Below are 19,962 nucleotides of genomic sequence, written 5' to 3' on the forward strand. Positions count from 1 at the left end.
TAGTGACGTGCCCGAACTGCCTGAGGTAGAGGCGCTCGGCGCCTATCTGCGCGAGCGCGCGGTCGGCCGCCGGGTGGAGCGACTCGAGGTCGCCGCCATCAGCGCCCTGAAGACGTACGACCCGCCGCCGTCGGCCGCGTCCGGTCGCTCCGTGACCGGCGCCGGTCGGTACGGCAAGTTCCTCGACGTCCGGTTCGACGACGGCCTGCACCTGGTGGTCCACCTGGCCCGTGCCGGCTGGCTGCACTACCGGGAGGCGTTCCCGTCCACCGCCCCGCTCAAGCCCGGCAAGGGTCCGATCGCGGTCCGGGTACGCCTCGACGACAGCTCCGGCTTCGACCTCACCGAGGCCGGTACGCAGAAGAAGCTCGCCGCGTACCTGGTGACCGATCCGGCGCAGGTGCCCGGGGTGGCCCGGCTCGGCCCGGACGCGCTCGCCGCCGACCTGCCCCTGTTCAGCGAACGGCTGCGCGCCAAGCGCGGGCAGGTCAAGGGGGTCCTGACCAACCAGGAGATCCTGTCCGGGGTGGGCAACGCGTACTCCGACGAGATCCTGCACACCGCCCGGATGTCCCCGTTCGCGATCACCGACCGGCTCAGCGACACGCAACTCTCCGCCCTGCACGCGGCGACCCGGCAGGTCCTCGGCGACGCGGTCGCCCGGTCGGTCGGGCAACGGGCCGCCGAGCTGAAGGGCGAGAAGCGGTCCGGGCTGCGGGTGCACGCGCGTACGGGGCTGCCCTGCCCGGTCTGCGGCGACACGGTGCGTGAGGTCTCGTTCGCTGATTCGAGCCTCCAGTACTGCCCGACCTGCCAGACCGGCGGCAAGCCCCTGGCGGACCGCCGACTATCGCGACTTGTGCGTTAGGTGACCAACAATTGGCTGAGGGTAGAAATCGCCCAGGTGGAGATGAAATCTCCATCGGACAGATCTGGCCAGGACGCCATCCATCGGTATAGTGACCCGGTCCGAGGCGCTTATCGGGCGGTGCCGGCTCGCTCTCATCGCCCGTCGGTGGAGCGTAAAGTCCCTCCGGTCGACGCCCCTACCGGGGCCTGCGTGGGAGACTGAGACGGTGGGCGACCCGAGCCCTTTCGGCGAATGGGCGGCACGTGTCACACGGGAGGACGTAGGTGAGGTGACGACAAGCCTCCAGCGCCCGGTAACTGGCACTGGCCGGAATGGCCCGGTACGACACGTCGACAGCTTCGAGATCCAGCTGCCGGCGACTCCGCCACCGAACGGCGTACCCCGTTCCGCCTGGGCCAAGGTCAGCCGGCGGGTCTCGCGGTGGCACCGTCCGTACATCCTGATCCTGCTCGTGCTGGACTTCGGCGCGGCCGCGTTGGCGAGCTGGGTGTCGATCCAGCGGTTCGAGAAGGCCACCTCCGGTTTCAACGGCGCGGACGTCGACGCCACCTGGTTCCACACGGTGACGTACCTGTTACTGCCGCTCGGTTGGTTGCTGGTGCTCTGGGGCAACCGCGCCTATGACCGGCGCTATCTCGGCATCGGCACCGAGGAGTTCAAACGCGTCGTACGGGCCGGCATCGTGGTCGCGGCGAGCGTTTCATTCCTCGCGTTCGCCACCGTGACGGCGCTGTCCCGACTCTCCGTCGCCACGGCGGTACTCGGCGCACTGCTGTTCATCCTGATCTTCCGATTGCTGGCGCGTTTTGTACTGCACACGATGCGGCGACGCAGCGGACACGCCGCGCACCGGATGGTGCTGGTCGGCACCCTGCCGGAGGCGCTCGAGGTCTACACCGCGGTCACCCGCAGCCCGGCCGCCGGGCTGATCCCGGTCGCGATCCACCTCACCGACGGTTACGCCGCCGCCCGGGGAATGGAGACCCCGGTGCCGGTCTACGCCGGGCGCGACGTGCTGGCGCTGGTACGTGAGGTCGCCGGCGACACGATCGCGGTCTGCGGCTCGGCCAGTTGGGAACCGGGCGAACTGCGCCGGCTCGCCTGGCAACTGGAGGGGTCCGGCATCGACCTGGTGGTCGCCCCGCAGTTGACCGACATCGCCGGTCCCCGGGTGCACATCCGGCCGATCGAGGGCCTGCCGCTGCTGCACGTCGAGGAGCCCACCCTCTCCGGTCCGGCGCTGCTCGCGAAGAACCTGCTCGACCGGGTCGCCGCCGGGCTGGGGCTGCTCCTGCTCTCCCCGCTGTTCATCGCGATCGCGCTCGCCATCCGGATCTCCGACCCCGGCCCGGTCTTCTTCCGCCAGCCGAGGGTCGGGCACGAGGGCCGCACCTTCCGGGTCTGGAAGTTCCGGACCATGTACGTCGACGCGGAGGACCGCCTCGCCGGGCTGGTCGACCAGAACGAGACCGACGGCATGCTCTTCAAGATCAAGGAGGACCCGCGGGTCTTCCCCGTCGGCCGGTTCCTGCGGGCCAGTTCCCTGGACGAGCTGCCGCAGCTCATCAACGTACTCAAGGGCGAAATGTCCCTGGTCGGCCCGCGTCCGCTCCCGGCCGACGACGGCGACTTCCTCGGCGACGTACGCCGCAGACTGCTCGTCCGCCCCGGCATGACCGGCCTCTGGCAGGTCTCCGGCCGATCCGACCTCTCCTGGGACGAAGCCGTCCGCCTCGACCTCTACTACGTCGACAACTGGTCCCTCGCCTACGACCTGAGCATCCTCTGGCGGACCATCGGCGTGGTCCTGGCCCGCAAGGGCGCGTACTAGCCGGACCAGGGCGGGTTTCGCTTTTGGGGCGGGTCGGACAGGATCTGTCCGTGGGGCCGAACCTCTCTGCTGTGCTTGCGGTCGTCGCGCTGGTGAGTGCGCTCGGCGCCGCCCTGTTCGCGGTGCTCCGGCTGCGCGCCCGGCGGGGCATCGCGACCGCGACCCAGTTGGCGACGTACGACGTGTTGCACACGGCCGGACTCGCGGCCGAGCCGTTGCGCGCGGGCCTGAACCCGGCGAGCGCGGCGAAGGCCGTACGGCACCTGCGTGCCCTCGTCGGGGCGGCCGGGTTGGCGCTGGTCGACGACAGTGAGGTGCTCGCGATCGACGGTCGGGGCGGCCACCACGGCGCCCAGTACGTCACCGCCGCCGAGCGGGCGATCGGGGCGAACCGGTCGACGGTGCTCGGCGAGTCGGAGCTGCGCTGCGACCGGGTCGACTGCCCGATCCGGGGTGCGGTGGTGGCGCCGCTGACCGGGTCGGACGGCCGGGCCCTCGGGGTGCTGGTGGCGATCGCGGACGACCAACCGGCGCCGGGTCTGGTCCAGGCGACGCTGGAGACGGCCCACTGGGCGAGTGCGCAGCTAGCGCTCGCCGAGCTGGACTCGTCGCGGGAGCGGCTGGCCCGCGCGGAGGTACGGGCGCTGCGGGCACAGATCAGCCCGCACTTCATCTACAACGCGCTGACCGCGATCGGCTCGTTCGTGCGTACGGATCCGGAGCGGGCCCGGGAGCTGATCCTGGAGTTCGCCGAGTTCACCCGGTACTCGTTCCGGGCGCACGGCGAGTTCACCACGCTGGCCGAGGAGTTGCGCTCGATCGACCGTTACCTCACGATCGAGCGCGCACGGTTCGGTGACCGGCTCCAGGTCCGGCTGGAGATCGCGCCCGAGGTCCTGCCGGTGAGCGTGCCGTTCCTCTGCCTGCAACCGCTGGTCGAGAACGCCGTACGGCACGGCCTGTCCCGCAAGCCGGGGCTGGGGATGGTCAGCATCGAGGCGCGCGACGCCGGAGCGGAGTGCCACATCACGGTGGAGGACGACGGGGTGGGGATGGATCCGGCGGTGCTGGCCCAGGGGATCGCCGAGGCGGCCCGGGACAGCGCCGACGACTCGGGCCAGCACGTCGGACTCTCCAACGTGGACGAACGACTCCGGTCGGCGTTCGGGGACGGGTTCGGCCTGGTGGTGGAGACCGGGCTCGGATCGGGTACGAAGGTGAGCATGCGGGTGCCGAAGTTCCACCGACAGGTCCGGGCGCGTACGTGAACGGGTGGGAAGGGGTGGGGGTGTGAACGGTTTCCTGCGGGTGCTGGCGGTCGACGACGAGCCGCCCGCGCTGGACGAACTCGCGTACCACCTGCGGGCCGACCCCCGGGTGGCCCGGCTGCACACCGCGTGCGACGCGACCGAGGCGTTGCGGGTGCTCCGGGACGCGGACGTCGACGTGGTCTTCCTCGACATCCGGATGCCGGGACTGGACGGGATGGAACTGGCCCGGGTGCTGCGGCGGTTCGCCCGACCTCCGGCGATCGTCTTCGTCACCGCGTACGACGACGGCGCGGTGGACGCCTTCGACCTGGGCGTGACCGACTACGTCCGCAAGCCCGTACGCGCCGAGCGGCTGGCCGAGTCGCTGCGTCGGGTGATCGGCGCCCGGGTGGTGCCCGCCCATCCGGCGGCGATGGCCCGAGCCGAGGAGGATCCGACCATCCCGGTGGAGTTGGCCGGTACGACCCGGATGCTGCCCCGGTCGGCGGTGCGTTGGGTGGAGGCGCAGGGCGACTACGCCCGGCTCTACACGGCGGACGCGTCGCACCTGGTCCGGGTCCCGCTGGCCACCCTGGCGGAACGCTGGGCCGACGCCGGTTTCGTCCGGATCCACCGCTCGTACCTGGTCCAACTCCGGCTCATCGCCGAACTCCGGCTGGCCAACTCCGGGTACGTGGTGGTGGTCGACGGCACCGAGCTGCCGGTCAGCCGCCGGCACACCCGCGAGCTGAAGGACAAACTCGTCCGGGCGGCGAAACAGGACTGGAACCGCTGACCGGTTATCCACAGGCGAAGCTCGTTCTCCACAGGTTATTCACAACCTGCCCCATCCCTCTCCATCCCGCATGCCTACAGTCCAGGACATGAACGAACGTCGGGTCCTGGTCGTCGAGGACGAGCAGACGATCGCGGAGGCGGTTGCCGCGCGGTTGAGGGCCGAGGGTTTTGCCGTCGAGATCGCCGGTGACGGTCCGTCCGCGGTTGAGTCGGTCCGGATGCGCCCACCGGATCTGGTGGTGCTCGACGTGATGTTGCCGGGCTTCGACGGGCTGGAGGTGTGCCGCCGGATCCAGGCCGACCGCCCGGTGCCGGTGCTGATGCTGACCGCCCGCGACGACGAGACCGACCTGCTGGTCGGCCTCGCGGTCGGGGCGGACGACTACCTGACCAAGCCGTTCTCGCTGCGGGAACTGGCGGCTCGGGTGCACGCACTGCTGCGCCGGGTGGACCGGGCGGCGAGCAACGCCCAGCAGATCCTCCGGCTCGGCGACCTGGAGATCAACCAGGCCGAACGGCGGGTACGCCGCGCCGGGGTGGAGGCCCACCTGACCCCGACCGAGTTCGACCTCCTGGTCCACCTCGCCGGGCGGCCTCGGACCGTACTGCCACGGGAGCGGCTGCTCTCCGACGTCTGGGGGTGGGCCGACGCGTCCGGCACCCGGACCGTGGACAGCCACATCAAGGCGCTGCGCCGTAAGCTCGGCGCGGATCTGATCCGGACCGTGCACGGTGTCGGCTACGCACTGGAGGTACTCCCGTGACGGAGACGATCTGGGCGTGGATCAACCGGGGGCTCGACCTGCTGCCCCGCCCGCTGGATCCGGTCCGTTCGATCAAGGTGAAACTCGGGATACTGCTGGTGTCCTCGGGCGCCGCCGCCCTGGTCGTCTTTCGGATCGGCATCGGCTGGATCCCGCCGTGGACCTCGGTGACCGCCATCATCATCGCCCTGGCCACCTCGCAGGTCCTCGCCCACGGGATGACCTCGCCGCTGCGGGAGATGACCGCCGGAGCACGGGCGATGGCTCGGGGCGACTACTCCCGGCGGGTCCGGGCCACCTCGCGGGACGAGGTGGGCGAGCTGGCGGTCGCGTTCAACCAGATGTCGGCGGAGCTGGCCGAGGCCGACCGGCGGCGGCGCGAGCTGATCGCCAACGTGTCGCACGAGCTGCGTACGCCGATCACCGCGTTGCAGGCGGTGCTGGAGAACATCGTGGACGGGGTGGCGGAGCCGGAGCCCGCGACCCTGCGTACCGCCCTGGCCCAGACCGAACGCCTCGGCCACCTGGTCGCCGACCTGCTGGACCTGTCCCGGCTGGACGCCGGGGTGGTGCCGCTGCGCCGGGTCAACATCGACGTCGCGGACTTCCTCGACGAGGCGGTCCGGCAGGCCGCGGTGAGCGCCACCGGCGCCGGACGGACGGTTGAATTCCGGGTACGCCAACCAGCCGTACCGCTGAGCATCAAGGCCGACCCGTGGCGGCTGCACCAGGTCTTCGCGAACCTGCTCGACAACGCGGCCCGGCACAGTCCAGCCGGCGGAAACGTACTCGTCAGCGCGGTGCAGCGGGCCGACCGGCTCGACGTCGAGGTGACCGACGAGGGCGAGGGGATCCCGGTGGGGGAACGCTCTCGGGTCTTCGAACGGTTCACCCGGGGCGAGCGGGCCGTTGACGGCGGCACCGGACTCGGCCTGGCCATCGCCCGCTGGGTGGTCGAGATGCACGGCGGCACCATCGCGGTGGCGGAACCTGCGCCGACTGCCGGCAACCGCCGGAACACCGGTTGCCGGATCCGGGTGAGCCTGCCACTCGGGCTCACCCAACCATCGGTCTCCACCGGCTCCTGAACCCTTTCCGCACCACCGGCTGCCCGGCCCCGCGTACGAGCGGGCGGGCGGACCGGCCGGTCGGATCCGTGCGCCTTCGGAGGAACCATGTCCGCACGTCCAGTTCCCGGTCCGGTACCCGAACCGGAACCGTCATCCAATCCGCACCAGCCTCGGGAACCCATCGCCGCACCAGCAGCGGCTCCGACCCGGGCGACGGGTCCGGCTCCGGCACAGGCCGCGGGTCAGGGTCCCGCTCCGGCACAGGCCGCGGATCAGGTTTCGCCTCAGCAGCCGGCACCAGCCGGGCAGCGGCCTGCGGCACCCGCGCGGGTGCCGCACGTGGCAGCGCAACGTCCGCCGGCGACCGCGTGGCCGCCCACGGGTCCCCACTGGCCGGTTCCGGCGCAGCCACCGCTCGTGCCCCCACCGCCCTCGATGTGGCAGCGGCGTTGGCCGGGACCGGCGGGAGGCGCACCGCAGGCGGTGCTTGCCGCGACGGCCGTGGCGGCGGTCATCGCCGCCGTCAGCATCCCGCTGGACCGGGCCGGGGTCGGCTGGCTCGTCGCCGTGGTGGCGGGCACGGTGTCGCTGGGAATCGCCGCATTCAGCCGGGCGACCACGAGTCTGCCCAGCCCGGCCAAGGCGAGCGCGACCCACCCGAGCCCGGCCGAGGCGAGCGCGACCGAGGCGAGCGGGCTCGCGGCAAACGCGGCTAACCCGGTCCGGGCGGGCCAGAGCGCACCCAGCCCTGACCGCGCGAGCCAGAACGCGGTGCGGCCGAGCCCGGTTCCTGCGGGCAGTGCGGTCGGGAAGCCGGCCGAGCCCGGCCCGGCCGGCGTACCCGCTGGCCCGGCTGGCGTACCCGCTGGCGGGGTCGGCGTCGGTGGCCCAGACCCGGTACGGTCCGGCAACACGGGGATGCCGGACCGTACCGCTTCGGCCGGGGCGGGGCGGGTGGGCAGGGCGCCGCTGGGCGTGACCCGGCTCGTCTGGCTGGCGGCGACGGTGGCCCTGGTCGGGGTCGGCACCGTACGGGCGGCCGGGTGGCTGTTCGTACTCTGTCTGCTCACCGCCGGACTGACCGCGTGCCTGGCGGTGGCGAACGGCCGCACCCTGTCCGGCCTGTTCTTCTCCGTCGTGATCGCACCCGAGGCGTTCTTCCGGTCGGTGCCGTGGGCGCGACGCGGGCTGCGCCAGGCGGACCGGACGGGCCGCTCCAGCCTCAGCCGGGGGTTCGCCACCGCAGGGGTCTCGGTCGGCCTGCTGGTCGTCTTCGGCGCCCTGTTCGCCTCGGCGGACGCGGCGTTCGCCGATCTGATCGACGGGCTGCTCCCGGAGTTCTCGGCCGGAACCGTGTTCCGGTGGATCTTCGTGGGGCTGGCGGTCGGGGGCGGGCTGCTGGGAGCGGCGTACGTGCTGGCCGCGCCGCCGGACCTGACCGGGTTGGAGCGGCCCTCCCGACACCGCCTGCGGGGTACGGAGTGGGCGGTACCGGTCGCCCTGCTCGACGTACTCTTCGCGGCGTTTGTGCTCGTGCAGCTCACCAACCTGTTCGGCGGTTCCGCGCACGTGCAGGACACCGCCGGACTGACCTACGCCGATCATGCCCGGGGCGGCTTCTGGCAACTGCTGGCGGTCACGTTGCTGACCCTGATGGTGATCGCCGGGGCGATCCGTTGGGCGCCTCGGGACACCCCGGCGCAGCGTTGGTTGATCCGGGGCCTGCTTGGCGTACTCGCCCTGTTCAGCCTGGTTGTGGTCGCCTCCGCGCTGTACCGGATGAACGTCTACACCCACGCGTACGGCGCGACCCGGCTCCGCCTGCTGGTGGCCGCGTGCGAGCTGTGGCTCGGGGCGATCTTCGTACTCATCCTGGCCGCCGGGGTGCGCCTGCGCGCAACCTGGCTGCCCCGGGTGGTGGTCGGTACGGCGGTGCTGGCGCTGCTCGGCCTTGCCGTGGCGAACCCGGACCGGCTGATCGCCGAACGCAACGTCGACCGGCACGCCACCAGCGGACGGGTGGACCTCGACTACCTGTCCCGGCTCTCCGCCGACGCCGTCCCGGCACTCGACAAGCTCCCCGGCCCGCTGCGCGACTGCGCGCTCAGGGAGATCGCGCAGAACCTGACGGACCATCCCGACGACTGGCGGGGGGCCAACCTCGGCCGGTCCACCGCGTGGAAACTCCTGCGCGCGGACCCGGTCGTCGGCCCCGGCCAGCAGTACGGCACCTGCTCAGGAGCAAGCCGACCGACCTCCTGAGCAGTGGGCGGTGGGGGGCGGGCACTTGACAATCGGCTACGGCGGGTGAGACTGCCGGGGTGGCCGCTCCCATCGATCCGTCCCCCGATCCGGCGGCGCCGACCGTCACGCCTCGGTCCCGGATCGTGCTGGCCGAGGTGTCCCGGCACGGTCACGGGCCGGCGCGTACCCGGACCGAGCTGACCGAGCAGACCCGGGTCGGCGAGGCACTCGTACGCGGACTCGTGCGCGCCCAACTGGCGCTCGCCCTCCGGCTGTCCCTGGTGGTCGCGATCGGGCTCGGCGGCCTGCCGTTGATGTTCGCGCTCGCTCCGGCGGCCGGTGCGGTGAAGCTGTTCGGGGTGAATTTGCCCTGGCTGCTGCTCGGTGTCGGCGCGTTCCCGTTCCTGGTCGCGGTGGGCTGGGCGTACGTGCACCTGGCGGAACGCAACGAGCAGGAGTTCACCAACCTGGTCCAGCGACCGGAGCGCTGAGGTGGCGAACCCGTACCTGGTGCCGTCGATCGTCGCGGTCACCCTGATCACCGTCGCGATCGGGTTCTACGGGCTCAAACTGGCCCGGACGACCTCGGACTTCCTGGTCGCGTCGCGTACGGTCAGTCCGAACTGGAACGCGGCGGCGATCGGCGGCGAGTACCTGTCGGCGGCGTCCTTCCTCGGCATCGCCGGCCTGATCCTGAAGTACGGCGTCGACGTCCTCTGGTACCCGGTCGGCTTCGCCGCCGGCTACCTGGCCCTGCTGCTGTTCGTGGCGGCCCCGCTGCGCCGGTCCGGTGCGTTCACCCTGCCGGACTTCTGCGAGGTCCGGCTCGGCTCCCGCTGGCTGCGCAAACTCGCCACCCTCTTTGTCATCTTCATCGGCTGGCTGTACCTGGTGCCGCAGTTGCAGGGCGCCGGGCTGACCCTGACCACGGTCGCCGGTGGCCCGTACGAGCTGGGTGCGCTGCTGGTGGGCGCGGTGGTGACGACAAACGTGGCGCTCGGCGGGATGCGTGCGGTCACCTTCGTGCAGGCCTTCCAGTACTGGCTGAAGCTGACCGCGCTCGCCGTACCGGTGATCTTCCTGGCGTTGCAGTGGCAGTCCGACGGGCGACCGGCGGTGACCCCACCGGACGGGCCGACCTTCCGGTCCGCGATCACCGTCGTGGTCGAGGAGCCGGCGACCCTCACCCTGCCCGACGGCGGAACCCGAGCGGTACGCCCCGGCGACGAGCTGACCTTCGACGCCGGTGACCCGGTGCCGGAGGTGTCGGGCGTGGTCACCGACGGACCGGACTGGCTGCTGCCGAGCGCCGCCGGTAGCGACGACCGGGACCTGTTCGCCACGTACTCGCTGATCCTGGCGACGTTCCTGGGCACGATGGGGCTCCCGCACGTACTCGTGCGTTTCTACACGAACCCCGACGGAGCCGCCGCCCGCCGGACCACGCTGGTGGTCCTCGCCCTGGTCGGCATGTTCTACCTGCTCCCCACCCTGTACGGCGTCCTCGGCCGGATCTACACCCCACAGTTGCTGCTGTCCGGGCAGACCGACGCGGTGGTGGTGATGCTGCCCGGTGCGGCCCTCGGTGGCGGCCTGACCGGGCAACTGCTCGCCGCCCTGGTCGCCGCGGGAGCCTTCGCCGCGTTCCTGTCCACCTCGTCCGGCCTGCTCACCAGCGTGGCCGGCGTCATCTCCACCGACGTCCTCGGCCGAGGCTCCGTACGCGACTTCCGCCTGGCCACCCTGCTCGCCGGGGTGGTCCCGCTGGTGCTCGCGCTGAACGTGTCGGGGCTGGACGTGTCCCAGGTGGTGGGGCTGGCGTTCGCGGTCGCCGCGTCGAGTTTCTGCCCACTGCTGGTGCTCGGCATCTGGTGGCGGGGACTGACCGACCTGGGCGCCGCGGCCGGCATCCTCGCCGGTGGCGGCGCCTCGATCCTGGCAGTCCTGGTCACCGTGGTCGGCCCTGACTTGACCGGCTGGCCGGCAACCCTGATCGCCCAGCCCGCCGCGTGGACCGTACCCCTGGCGTTCACGGTCATGGTCGCCGTCTCCATGGCCACCCGCCGCCGGACCCCGCTCGACGTCGGCGCGACGATGCTCCGCCTACACGCCCCAGAAGCCCTCCGCCTCTAACTCCTCCCCGCCCCCGCCCCACCCCTGTCCGCGCGATCTTGCAGTTGTGGCGGTGTACAAATCGGTCCAATACGTGCAATCCGTGGCACCACAAGTGCAAGATCGACGGCGAAAGGCGAGGGTCGGGAGGTGTCGTGCGGTCGCTCCCGCTTCGAAGGGGTCAGCCGAGATCGGTCTTCACTGCCGCCACGAAGCTGGACCATGCCGCGGGACCGAAGGCGAGCGCCGGACCGCCCAGGTCCTTCGAATCACGTACGCCCACAGCCGCACCCGCGAACCGCACCTCGACGCAGTTGGCATTGTTGGCACTGCGCGAGGACTTGAACCAGTCCCGGACGGGGACGGCTTCGGTGCTCATGTCATCTCCTCGGCGATCCGCTGGATGAGGGTCAGCGACTCTTCCGAGCTTAACGTCCGTTCCAGCGTCTCCGCGAAGGTCACCACGTAGTCGGTGACCCGAGCGGACTGGTCCATGATGTCGATGAAGGTCAGGATTTCCTGCCACACCAGGTCGGGCAGTCGTGGCGAGGCGAACGACAGCACCTGGAACGGACCGCCGAACGCCGGGTGCGCACCCGCGCTGAAAGGCATCACCCGGATCTGGATCTGTTCGGGCCGATCATTGGCCAGCGATACAAGGTGCTCAAGCTGGGCGCGCATCACCGCCGGTCCGCCAACCTGTTGCCGCAGCACACCCTCGCTGAGCACCGTAGTCAGCCTCAGAGGGCGGTCGCCTGTCAGCCGCGCCTGCCGAGCCATCCGGGCAGCAACCCGCCGATCCACCTCCGTCAACCGAATGGTGGTGGTGCCACCGCGGATAACCGCTCGGGCATAGTCCTCGGTCTGCAACAACCCGTCGACTACCTCGCTGTGATAGCTGCGTACGTGCTCCGCGCCGGCCTCACAACCAAGGAAACGGATGAACTCAGCCGGGAGAAGCTGCGAGTATTGCTGCCACCAGCCGCGCCGGGTGGCACCAATCCTCAACTCCTCCAACTCCGCCGCCTCGTCGGCGTCCAACTCGTAGATCTTCACGAGTTGGGTCAGCCGGTCGGCCGGAAGCTTGACCTTGCCAGCTTCCACACCGGACACGTACGCCTGAATGATCCCGGCAGCACGGCCAACGGCGGCTGCGGTCAGCCCGATCTCCTCGCGTCGTTGCCGCAGCCGGAGGCCCAGCTCCCACGCCTGGACCGTAGGCGACGCCTCCGATGTCGGCTGCTCGCGGCGCGAACTCGTCGCCCTGGACTTGGCGGACATCATCATCACTACCTCGATCTGGTGCACGTGATCGCACCTGAGTAAATCCAAGCACATAAAACTAGTTAAGGACAAGGTCTTGATATCAAGGATGTGGTGCCAGATGCTGGACTAACCAGGCTTCCAACGGATTGAGCGGAGAACAACAATGCCGGAGATGGGCAGGTGGGTGTTCCAGACCCCCGAGGTGCGGTACGCGTTCACGCTGTGCCGCGTGGTCGAAGCCGGCACCCTCGACGAGCGTTACGACCTGCTCGGCACGGTCCAGGTCAACGCGAATCCGCGTGAGCCGGAGGCCCTCCAGGACCGGCTGCACCCCTGGGCGCTGGCCACACTCACCGCCGGGGCATACGGCTTCGGTCGCTACTACGCCGCTCTCGGCACCCTGGACGAGGCTGGCGAGCCGGACCGGCAGCTAGCCGAATCGCAGATCGACTGGTCCGGCACCGCAATCCTCGTCCCCGCCGGCGACACCCCTCCACCGATCCTCGGCTGCTGAACCCTGTCGAGGGCGACGCCTAACAGGGTTCAACAGCCGACAATCAGCCTCCCCCACACCTGCCAGCGCGCGATCTTGCAGTTGTGGCTGTGACCAAAGCGCACTAATGCCCCAATTCGTGGCACCACAAGTGCAAGATCGTCGACGAGTTGGGGAGGGCGTCGGGAGGGCCGGAGGTGTTGCACTACTCGGGGGTTGCCGGTGCCTCTTCCAGCGCCTCAGCCGTCGTCCGTACGAAGGCGACGTTGAAGCTTGCCGGAGTCGCCGCGTTCTCGATCCGCTGTTCCACGTGTTGCAGGAACGCGTCGACCGAGTCGAAACCGGGCGGCGGTTTGAGCAGCCAGATCCGTCCTCTCGGACGGCCGGCGACTCCAGACTGTGCCAGTAACGAATCGAGGTCCCGCTCGACCACCGCCAACTCCTCCTCCGAGGAAACGGCGGTGAACGTACGCGTCTCCCCGGTGGCCGGGTTGGTGACGTACCGCTGCTCGTAGTGGGTGGATCGGTCGGGGACCCAGGTGCGCAGCCGGCGGGGCCACACCGCAGGGAGGAATCCGAGGTGCGGGGCGTTCGGGGCCAACTCCCACCCTTGACCCATCAGCTGCCGTACCTCCGGCAGTTGCGACGCCTCGGCCGCGACCTTGCCCACGTGCTCGCCGGCCGTCGGATCGGGCGGCTGGTCCGGGCCCCAGTCGATGGTCGCCATGGACGGGACTCTAAACCGCCGAACCGGACGGATCAGGCTCGTACAGCAGGGCAGGGGTCGCGTCGGGAGCCGCGGACGCTGCAGTAACGTCGCGCTGCACCTCTGCCCCACCGTGCTCGGGAGTCTGCATGTCGGCGTTGCTACGACGGGCGCTCGGCGTCCACGTCGATCCCACCCAGGGAGACCCTGTCGCCCGCCGCCTGACCGCCGCCGCCGCGCGGGGCGACTGGCCGACGGTACGGGACCTGTTCGACACCGTCACCGATCTCGACGACAGGTCGTTCTACACCTACGTCGTGTCCTGCGTGCCGGGTGTGGAGAAGTGGCTGGTCGCCGTTATCCGCGACGAGCCGTACGACGCCACCGCGTTGGTGCTCTACGGGTACCGGATGACGATCCTGGCGTGGAAGGCCAGGACGGGGTACGGCGCCGAGCACGTGACCCGCGACCGCTGGAAACTGTTCTTCGAACGCCTCAACATCGCCGAAGAGACCCTCGCCGACGTTGTCCTCAAGGACCCGGACAACGTCACCGCCTGGTACGCCCTGCTGATCACCAGCCGTGGCCTCCAGTTCGGGGTGGACGAGACCCGTCGCCGGTTCACCGAGGTCGTCTCCCGCCACCCGGGGCATCTGCGCGCCCACCAGCAAATGCTGCAACAGCTCTGCACCAAGTGGGGCGGCTCGGACGCGGAGATGTTCGCGTTCGCCCGGGAGTCGGCGAGCCGGGCGCCGGCCGGTAGCCCGTTGGGCAGCCTGGTCGCCATGGCGCACCTCGAATCGTGGATGCGTACCGGCGGAAACCGACGGGTCGATTTCCGCCTCAACACCCACCACTTCCGCAAACCGGAGGTACGTGCCGAGCTGCGCGAGGTGCTCGACCGCAGCGTCCGGCACCCGGACTACGTACGGCGGCCGGGCTGGGCGCGGGTGCACAACGAGTTCGCGATGGCGCTGGTGCTGGCCGGGGAGCGGTCGGCGGCGGCAGACCAGTTCCGGGCGATCGGTGCACACCTGACCGAAATCCCGTGGGCCTATCTTCCCCCGTCGGGCTTGTGGACCTGGCTTGCGCGTAGCTACCGGGGCAGCTCGTACCTGCGCGCCCGTACCGGGCGTTAGCCCCGACCGAACGCCAGCCCGTACCGAGAGTCAGCCCGGACCGATCGAGCATGGTGACAGATCGGCACGGCACGGGCACGATTCGGCGCTCCGAGCGACTACCGTCAAGGAATGATCGGGGCTGAGCACGCCGCTCTCGCGCTGCGCGGGCTGGGCAAGCGGTTCGATGCCAAGGTCGCCGTGGCCAGGGTTGATCTCGAAGTGCCGGCCGGGTCGTTCTACGGGCTGCTCGGCCCGAACGGTGCCGGCAAGACCACCACCCTCTCCATGGCGGTCGGGCTGCTCCGGCCCGACACGGGCGCGGCCTGGGTGCTCGGCCACGACGTCTGGGCCGATCCGGTACGCGCCAAGCAGCTCCTCGGGGTGCTGCCCGACGGCGTACGGCTGTTCGACCGGCTCAGCGGGGCGGAGCTGCTGGCGTACCACGGGTTGCTTCGGGGGATGGAGCCCGCGGTGGTCGACCAGCGGGCCGGTGAGCTGTTGGACGTACTCGCGCTGGCGGACGCCGGGCGGACCCTGGTGGTCGACTACTCGGCCGGCATGAAGAAGAAGATCGGCCTGGCCTGCGCTCTGCTGCACGGTCCGCGCCTGCTGGTCCTGGACGAGCCGTTCGAGGCGGTCGACCCGGTCTCCGCCGCCCTGATCCGCGACATCCTCCAGCGGTACGTCGCCGGTGGCGGGACGGTCGTCTTCTCCAGCCACGTGATGGAGGTGGTGGAGCGGCTCTGCAGCCACGTCGCGATCCTCGCCGACGGCACCATCAAACGGGTCGGCACCCTGGCCCAGGTACGCGGCGACCGCTCCCTGGAGGACGTTTTCGTCGAGGTCGTCGGCGGGCGTACGGCCACCGGGGAGGAACTGGCGTGGCTCTGAGTGCCGAGGGTGCGGTGACCGGCGTACGTCCCGTCTCGGCCCGGCACTTCGTCCGGTTGAAGCTGCGGATGATGGCCAACAGCTTCCGGGGGCAGGGCTGGCGGATCGCGATCTTCCTCAGCGGTGTCCTGATCGGCGGCTGGTTCGCCGCGTCCGGTTTCCTGCTCCTCGCCCTGCCCGGCCTGGTGGAGAACCGGCAGATGGCCGGCATCACCGCCGCCTTCGGCGGCTCCCTGCTGGTGATCGGCTGGCTGCTGCTGCCGCTGATCTTCTTCGGGGTGGACGAGACCCTCGATCCGGCCCGGTTCGCCCTGCTCCCGCTCTCCCGGCGCACCCTGCTCACCGGTCTGCTCGCCGCCGCGCTGACCGGGGTGCCGGCGGTGGCGGCCCTGCTCGCCACCGGTGGTGTGGTGCTGACCGGGTGGGCGCTCGGCGGGTGGGGCGCGGGGCTCGTCGCCGGGCTGGGCGTCCTCGCCGGATTGCTGCTCTGCGTCACCGCCAGCCGCGCGGTGACCAGCGCGTTCGCCAACATGCTCCGGTCACGCAAGGTACGCGACCTGGCCGCGATCCTGCTCGCGGTCTGCGCCGCCCTGCTCGGGCCGTTGCAGATCGGGTTGCTCAGCGCGGTCGAGGGGGCGGACTGGGATCGGCTGGCGGGTTTCGCCCGGGTGTTGAGCTGGACCCCGCTGGCGGCGCCGTACACGATCGGTTTGGACGTCGCCGACGGGCGGGCCTGGGCCGTACCGGTGAAGTTGCTGATCATCGCCGCGACCGTCGGCGCGCTGCTGCGCTGGTGGTCGGCCTCGCTGGAGGCGGCGATGCTCGGTACGGCCAACGGCGACCGGGCGGCGCAGGGCCAGCCGGCGGCCGGCGGCGGATCGAGCGCGCAGCTCTTCCCGAGGATTCTCGGCTGGCTTCCACACGACCGGTACGGCGCACTCGTGGCCCGGGAGGCCCGGTACTGGTGGCGGGACACCCGGCGACGGGCCAGCCTGATCACCTTCGCCGTGGTCGGCATCTTCGTGCCGGTGTCGGTGAACGTGGGCAGCCACGGTCTGCTCTCCGGGCCGACCGAGTTGAACGCGTCCCCGGTCCTGGTCAGCCTGTCGATGGTCTTCGTCGGCGTGGTCGCGGCGGTCACCCCGGCGAACCAGTTCGGCTGGGACGGCAGCGCGTACGCGGCGAACGTGATCGCGGGGGTGCCGGGGCGGCTGGAACTGCGGGCGCGGGTGGTCGCGTTCTCGCTCTACGTCGGTCCGATGCTGCTGGTGATCGCCACCATCCTGGCGTTCTTCCTGCGTGAACCGGAGTGGGTCGGTGTCCTGGCCGGGTCGCTCTTCGCGGCGTACGGGAGCGGCCTGGCGGTCACCCTGTACGTCTCGATCCTGAGCCCGTACGCCGTGCCGGACAGCACGAACCCGTTCGCGATGAACAGCGGCGCCGGGGTGGCGAAGAGCGCCCAGGTGCTGCTGGCGATGTTGATCGGGTCGGTCCTCGCCCTGCCGATGGTGCTGGCCACCGCCCTGCTCGGCGGGGTGTGGCTCTGGCTGGCGCTGCCGGTCGGGCTGGGGTACGGCCTCGGCGCGCTCGCCCTCGGCATCCACCTCGCCGGTGACGTGCTCGACCGGCGGATGCCGGAACTGCTGGTCGCGATCACCCCGCGCCGGTGACCGGGGACAATGTGCCGGTGAGCGGACAGGGGACCACTGCGGGGTGTTTCACGTGAATCCAGAACCGGGTGCCCGGATCCACGACACCGACCCGTTCGCCACGCCCGAGACCGACCGGTCGCCCGTACGCCGGATGCGTGGCCGGCTGGCCACGGCGGTGACCCTCTGGACGGCCGGTGGTGACCCGGTCCCGCCGGCCGGTCTGACCGTCTCCTCGACCCTGGTGGCCGACGGCGAGCCGGGCCGGCTGCTCGGCCTGGTAGACGAGGAGTCGGAGTTCTGGACCTCGGCGTCGGCGACCGGGCGGTTCGCGGTCGCCACCCTCGGCCCGGCGCACCGGCAGCTCGCCGACCGGTTCGCCGGCCTCTTCCCCGCGCCGGGTGGACTCTTCGCCACCGGTGACTGGACTTCCACCGGGTACGGCCCGGTGCCGGCGGACGCCGGGGCCTTCATGGGGTGCCGCCTGGACGGCTTCCGCGAGTTCGGCTGGTCCCTGCTGGTGGAGGCCACCATCGAGGTGGTCGAGGTGGTCGGCGAGAGCGTGCCGATGGTGTACCACCGGGGTCGCTACCGGGGCCTGGCCGACTGACGGCACGGGCGGCGCGGACGGCCGACTGCACGGCGACGGGCCCGCCGTTGAGCGACGTGACCGGGGTCACTCGGCGCAGCCAGTAGCCCGTTCGGCGCAGCCGCCCGCAGGGGCCCTCGCACCGCTTTCCGGCAGGTCGGCCGGGTCCTTACGGTGCGCGCAAATCCCCCACACCTGCGAAGGTGGTGACTCCCATGTCCACGGATGCTCCCGCACCGGCGAACGCGCCGGATCGGTACATCGCCGTACAACAGTCGGACGAATTCAGCGGGCTCCGCAAGGCGCTGCGCGGCTTCGTCTTCCCGATGACGGTGGCGTTCTTCCTCTGGTACGCGCTCTACGTGATCCTCTCCGCGTACGCACGCGGCTTCATGAGCACCAAGTTGTTCGGCAGCAACATCAACGTGGCGCTCGTCTTCGGGCTGCTCCAGTTCGTCTCCACGTTCCTGATCGCGTGGCTCTACTCGCGCTACGCCGATCGCAAGCTCGACCCGGTAGCGGACAAGATCCGGGAAGACCTCGACAAGGGGGCCGATTCCTGATGCCCACCGTGTTCGCCGCTGCGGCCGGGGACAACACCGCCCGTACGCTCACCATCACGCTGTTCCTGGTCTTCGTCGCGGCCACCCTCGCCATCACCATCTGGGCCAGCCGGCAGACCAAGACCGCCACCGACTTCTACGCCGGTGGCCGTTCGTTCACCGGTTTCCAGAACGGCATGGCCATCGGCGGCGACTACATGTCGGCGGCCTCGTTCCTGGGCATCGCCGGCATCATCGCCCTGTACGGCTACGACGGCTTCCTCTACTCGATCGGTTTCCTGGTCGCGTGGCTGGTCGCGCTGCTGCTGGTGGCCGAGCTGCTGCGTAACTCCGGCCGCTACACGATGGCGGACGTGCTGGCGTTCCGGATGCGGCAACGGCCGGTCCGTACCGCCGCAGCGGTCTCCACCATCACCGTGTCGATCTTCTACCTGCTGGCCCAGATGGTCGGCGCGGGTGCACTGGTCGCGCTGCTGCTGGGGATCCGGCCGGGGACGACGTTCCTGGGCATGGACGCCGACGCCGCGAAGATCGCGACCATCATCATGGTCGGCGCCCTGATGATCATCTACGTGACCGTGGGTGGCATGAAGGGCACCACGTACGTGCAGATCGTCAAGGCGTTCCTGCTGATGAGCGGTGCGCTGGTGATGACCCTGCTGGTGCTGGCGCACTACAAGTTCAACCTCTCCGCGCTGCTCGGCGACGCGGCGGCGACCTCCGGCAAGGGGGACGCGTTCCTCGAACCGGGACTCCGGTACGGCGTGGAGGTGGCCGGCAACGCCACCCAGACCTTCTACAACAAGGTCGACCTGCTCTCGCTCGGCATCGCCCTGGTGCTCGGCACCGCCGGCCTGCCGCACATCCTGATCCGGTTCTACACCGTGCCGACCGCGAAGGCGGCCCGCAAGAGCGTGCTCTGGGCGATCGGCATCATCGGCACCTTCTACCTGTTCACCCTGGCCCTCGGCTTCGGCGCGGCGGCCCTGGTGGGCGGGGAGGCGATCACCGCGCAGGACAAGGCCGGCAACACCGCCGCGCCGCAGCTCGCCCAGGCACTCGGGGCCGACCTCTTCGGCAGTGACCTCGGCGGGGCCACCCTGCTCGCGATCATCGCCGCGGTCGCCTTCGCCACCATCCTCGCCGTGGTCGCCGGCCTCACGCTGGCGTCGTCGTCGAGCCTGGCGCACGACTTCTACGCCAACGTGATCAAGCGGGGCGAGGCGTCGGAGCGGCAGGAGGTACGGGTCGCCCGGATCTCGGCGTTCGTGATCGGCGCGATCTCCATCGCACTGTCCATCTTCGCGCAGAACCTCAACGTCGCCTTCCTGGTGGCGCTGGCGTTCGCGGTCGCGGCGTCCGGAAACCTGCCGGCCATCCTCTACAGCCTGTTCTGGAAGAGGTTCAACACGTCCGGTGCGGTCTGGGCGATCTACGGCGGTCTGATCAGCGCCGTGGTGCTGGTGTTCTTCTCGCCGGTGGTCTCCGGCGCGGCGACCTCGATGTTCCCGGACCACGACTGGCAGTGGTTCCCGCTGTCCAACCCGGGCATCATCTCGATCCCGCTCGGCTTCCTGGCCGGTTGGATCGGGACGATCGTCTCCAAGGAGACCGACGAGGAGAAGTACGCCGAGCTCGAGGTCCGCGCACTGACCGGACACGGGGCGCACTGACCCGTACGGCACCAGGTTCGGTGCCGGGTGACCCTCGGGTTGCCCGGCACCGAACCGTTTACAAACAACCC

The 19,962-nt window shown here is 70.5% G+C and carries 19 protein-coding genes; 16 read left to right on the forward strand and 3 right to left on the reverse strand.

Annotation, left to right across the window (positions count from 1 at the left end):
* The first annotated feature begins 7 nt into the window (after positions 1-7).
* The 9 genes from OIE47_RS13105 (at position 8) to OIE47_RS13145 (ending at position 10,961) form a co-directional block, all read left to right on the forward strand.
* On the forward strand, positions 8-868 hold the full coding sequence (locus OIE47_RS13105; RefSeq protein ID WP_326561764.1) for an Fpg/Nei family DNA glycosylase: 861 nt from the start codon (positions 8-10) through the stop codon (positions 866-868).
* 271 nt (positions 869-1,139) lie between these two features.
* Positions 1,140-2,702: a sugar transferase gene (locus tag OIE47_RS13110; RefSeq protein WP_326561765.1), complete on the forward strand. Its 1,563-nt coding sequence runs from the start codon at positions 1,140-1,142 to the stop codon at positions 2,700-2,702.
* Between the two features lie 50 nt (positions 2,703-2,752).
* Positions 2,753-3,970 carry a sensor histidine kinase gene (locus tag OIE47_RS13115; protein WP_326561766.1) on the forward strand — a complete coding sequence of 406 codons (1,218 nt, stop codon included), beginning with the start codon at positions 2,753-2,755 and terminating at the stop codon, positions 3,968-3,970.
* 22 nt (positions 3,971-3,992) lie between these two features.
* Positions 3,993-4,748 (forward strand): LytR/AlgR family response regulator transcription factor, encoded by a 756-nt coding sequence (locus OIE47_RS13120; protein WP_326561767.1) that lies wholly within the window; start codon positions 3,993-3,995, stop codon positions 4,746-4,748.
* An 88-nt stretch (positions 4,749-4,836) separates the two neighbouring features.
* A complete protein-coding gene (locus OIE47_RS13125; protein ID WP_326561768.1) occupies positions 4,837-5,514 on the forward strand; it encodes a response regulator transcription factor in 678 nt (225 codons plus the stop codon).
* Positions 5,511-6,602 (forward strand): sensor histidine kinase, encoded by a 1,092-nt coding sequence (locus OIE47_RS13130; protein ID WP_326561769.1) that lies wholly within the window; start codon positions 5,511-5,513, stop codon positions 6,600-6,602. The genes OIE47_RS13125 and OIE47_RS13130 overlap by 4 nt, the downstream gene beginning before the upstream one ends.
* Before the next feature lie 399 nt (positions 6,603-7,001).
* Positions 7,002-8,846, forward strand: coding sequence for a DUF4153 domain-containing protein (locus OIE47_RS13135; protein ID WP_326561770.1), 1,845 nt, complete (start codon positions 7,002-7,004; stop codon positions 8,844-8,846).
* A 59-nt stretch (positions 8,847-8,905) separates the two neighbouring features.
* Positions 8,906-9,319 carry a hypothetical protein gene (locus OIE47_RS13140; protein WP_326561771.1) on the forward strand — a complete coding sequence of 138 codons (414 nt, stop codon included), beginning with the start codon at positions 8,906-8,908 and terminating at the stop codon, positions 9,317-9,319.
* A gap of 1 nt (position 9,320) precedes the next feature.
* Positions 9,321-10,961 carry a sodium/solute symporter gene (locus OIE47_RS13145; protein ID WP_326561772.1) on the forward strand — a complete coding sequence of 547 codons (1,641 nt, stop codon included), beginning with the start codon at positions 9,321-9,323 and terminating at the stop codon, positions 10,959-10,961.
* A 160-nt stretch (positions 10,962-11,121) separates the two neighbouring features.
* On the opposite strand, the gene OIE47_RS13150 is transcribed toward OIE47_RS13145, so the two are convergent.
* Positions 11,122-11,319 carry a DUF397 domain-containing protein gene (locus tag OIE47_RS13150; protein WP_326561773.1) on the reverse strand — a complete coding sequence of 66 codons (198 nt, stop codon included), beginning with the start codon at positions 11,317-11,319 and terminating at the stop codon, positions 11,122-11,124.
* Entirely contained in the window at positions 11,316-12,248 is a 933-nt protein-coding gene (locus OIE47_RS13155) for a helix-turn-helix domain-containing protein (RefSeq protein WP_326561774.1), read from the reverse strand. The genes OIE47_RS13150 and OIE47_RS13155 overlap by 4 nt, the downstream gene beginning before the upstream one ends.
* Before the next feature lie 130 nt (positions 12,249-12,378).
* Between OIE47_RS13155 and OIE47_RS13160 the strand changes: the two genes are divergently transcribed.
* The gene (locus OIE47_RS13160) at positions 12,379-12,720 is read left to right on the forward strand and encodes a hypothetical protein (protein WP_326561775.1); all 342 of its coding nucleotides are present in this window, start codon (positions 12,379-12,381) and stop codon (positions 12,718-12,720) included.
* Positions 12,721-12,904: 184 nt separating this feature from the next.
* Here the strand turns inward: OIE47_RS13160 and OIE47_RS13165 are convergent, their stop codons facing one another.
* Positions 12,905-13,426, reverse strand: coding sequence for a DUF5956 family protein (locus tag OIE47_RS13165; protein WP_326561776.1), 522 nt, complete (start codon positions 13,424-13,426; stop codon positions 12,905-12,907).
* Positions 13,427-13,554: 128 nt separating this feature from the next.
* Here OIE47_RS13165 and OIE47_RS13170 point away from each other — a divergent pair, with 128 nt between their 5' ends.
* The 6 genes from OIE47_RS13170 (at position 13,555) to OIE47_RS13195 (ending at position 19,891) form a co-directional block, all read left to right on the forward strand.
* Positions 13,555-14,544: a hypothetical protein gene (locus OIE47_RS13170; protein WP_326561777.1), complete on the forward strand. Its 990-nt coding sequence runs from the start codon at positions 13,555-13,557 to the stop codon at positions 14,542-14,544.
* 114 nt (positions 14,545-14,658) lie between these two features.
* A complete protein-coding gene (locus OIE47_RS13175; RefSeq protein WP_326563084.1) occupies positions 14,659-15,417 on the forward strand; it encodes an ABC transporter ATP-binding protein in 759 nt (252 codons plus the stop codon).
* Entirely contained in the window at positions 15,408-17,087 is a 1,680-nt protein-coding gene (locus tag OIE47_RS13180; protein ID WP_326561778.1) for an ABC transporter permease, read from the forward strand. Before OIE47_RS13175 ends, OIE47_RS13180 begins: the two co-directional genes overlap by 10 nt.
* Before the next feature lie 43 nt (positions 17,088-17,130).
* Positions 17,131-17,676 carry a flavin reductase family protein gene (locus tag OIE47_RS13185; protein ID WP_442792087.1) on the forward strand — a complete coding sequence of 182 codons (546 nt, stop codon included), beginning with the start codon at positions 17,131-17,133 and terminating at the stop codon, positions 17,674-17,676.
* Between the two features lie 194 nt (positions 17,677-17,870).
* The gene (locus OIE47_RS13190; protein WP_326561780.1) at positions 17,871-18,218 is read left to right on the forward strand and encodes a DUF485 domain-containing protein; all 348 of its coding nucleotides are present in this window, start codon (positions 17,871-17,873) and stop codon (positions 18,216-18,218) included.
* Positions 18,218-19,891, forward strand: a complete 1,674-nt coding sequence (locus tag OIE47_RS13195) for a solute symporter family protein (RefSeq protein WP_326561781.1) — start codon at positions 18,218-18,220, stop codon at positions 19,889-19,891. Before OIE47_RS13190 ends, OIE47_RS13195 begins: the two co-directional genes overlap by 1 nt.
* The last annotated feature ends 71 nt before the right edge of the window (positions 19,892-19,962 follow it).

Origin of the sequence: Micromonospora sp. NBC_01796 (genome assembly GCF_035917455.1) — a bacterium.
Classification (GTDB): Bacteria; Actinomycetota; Actinomycetes; order Mycobacteriales; family Micromonosporaceae; genus Micromonospora_G.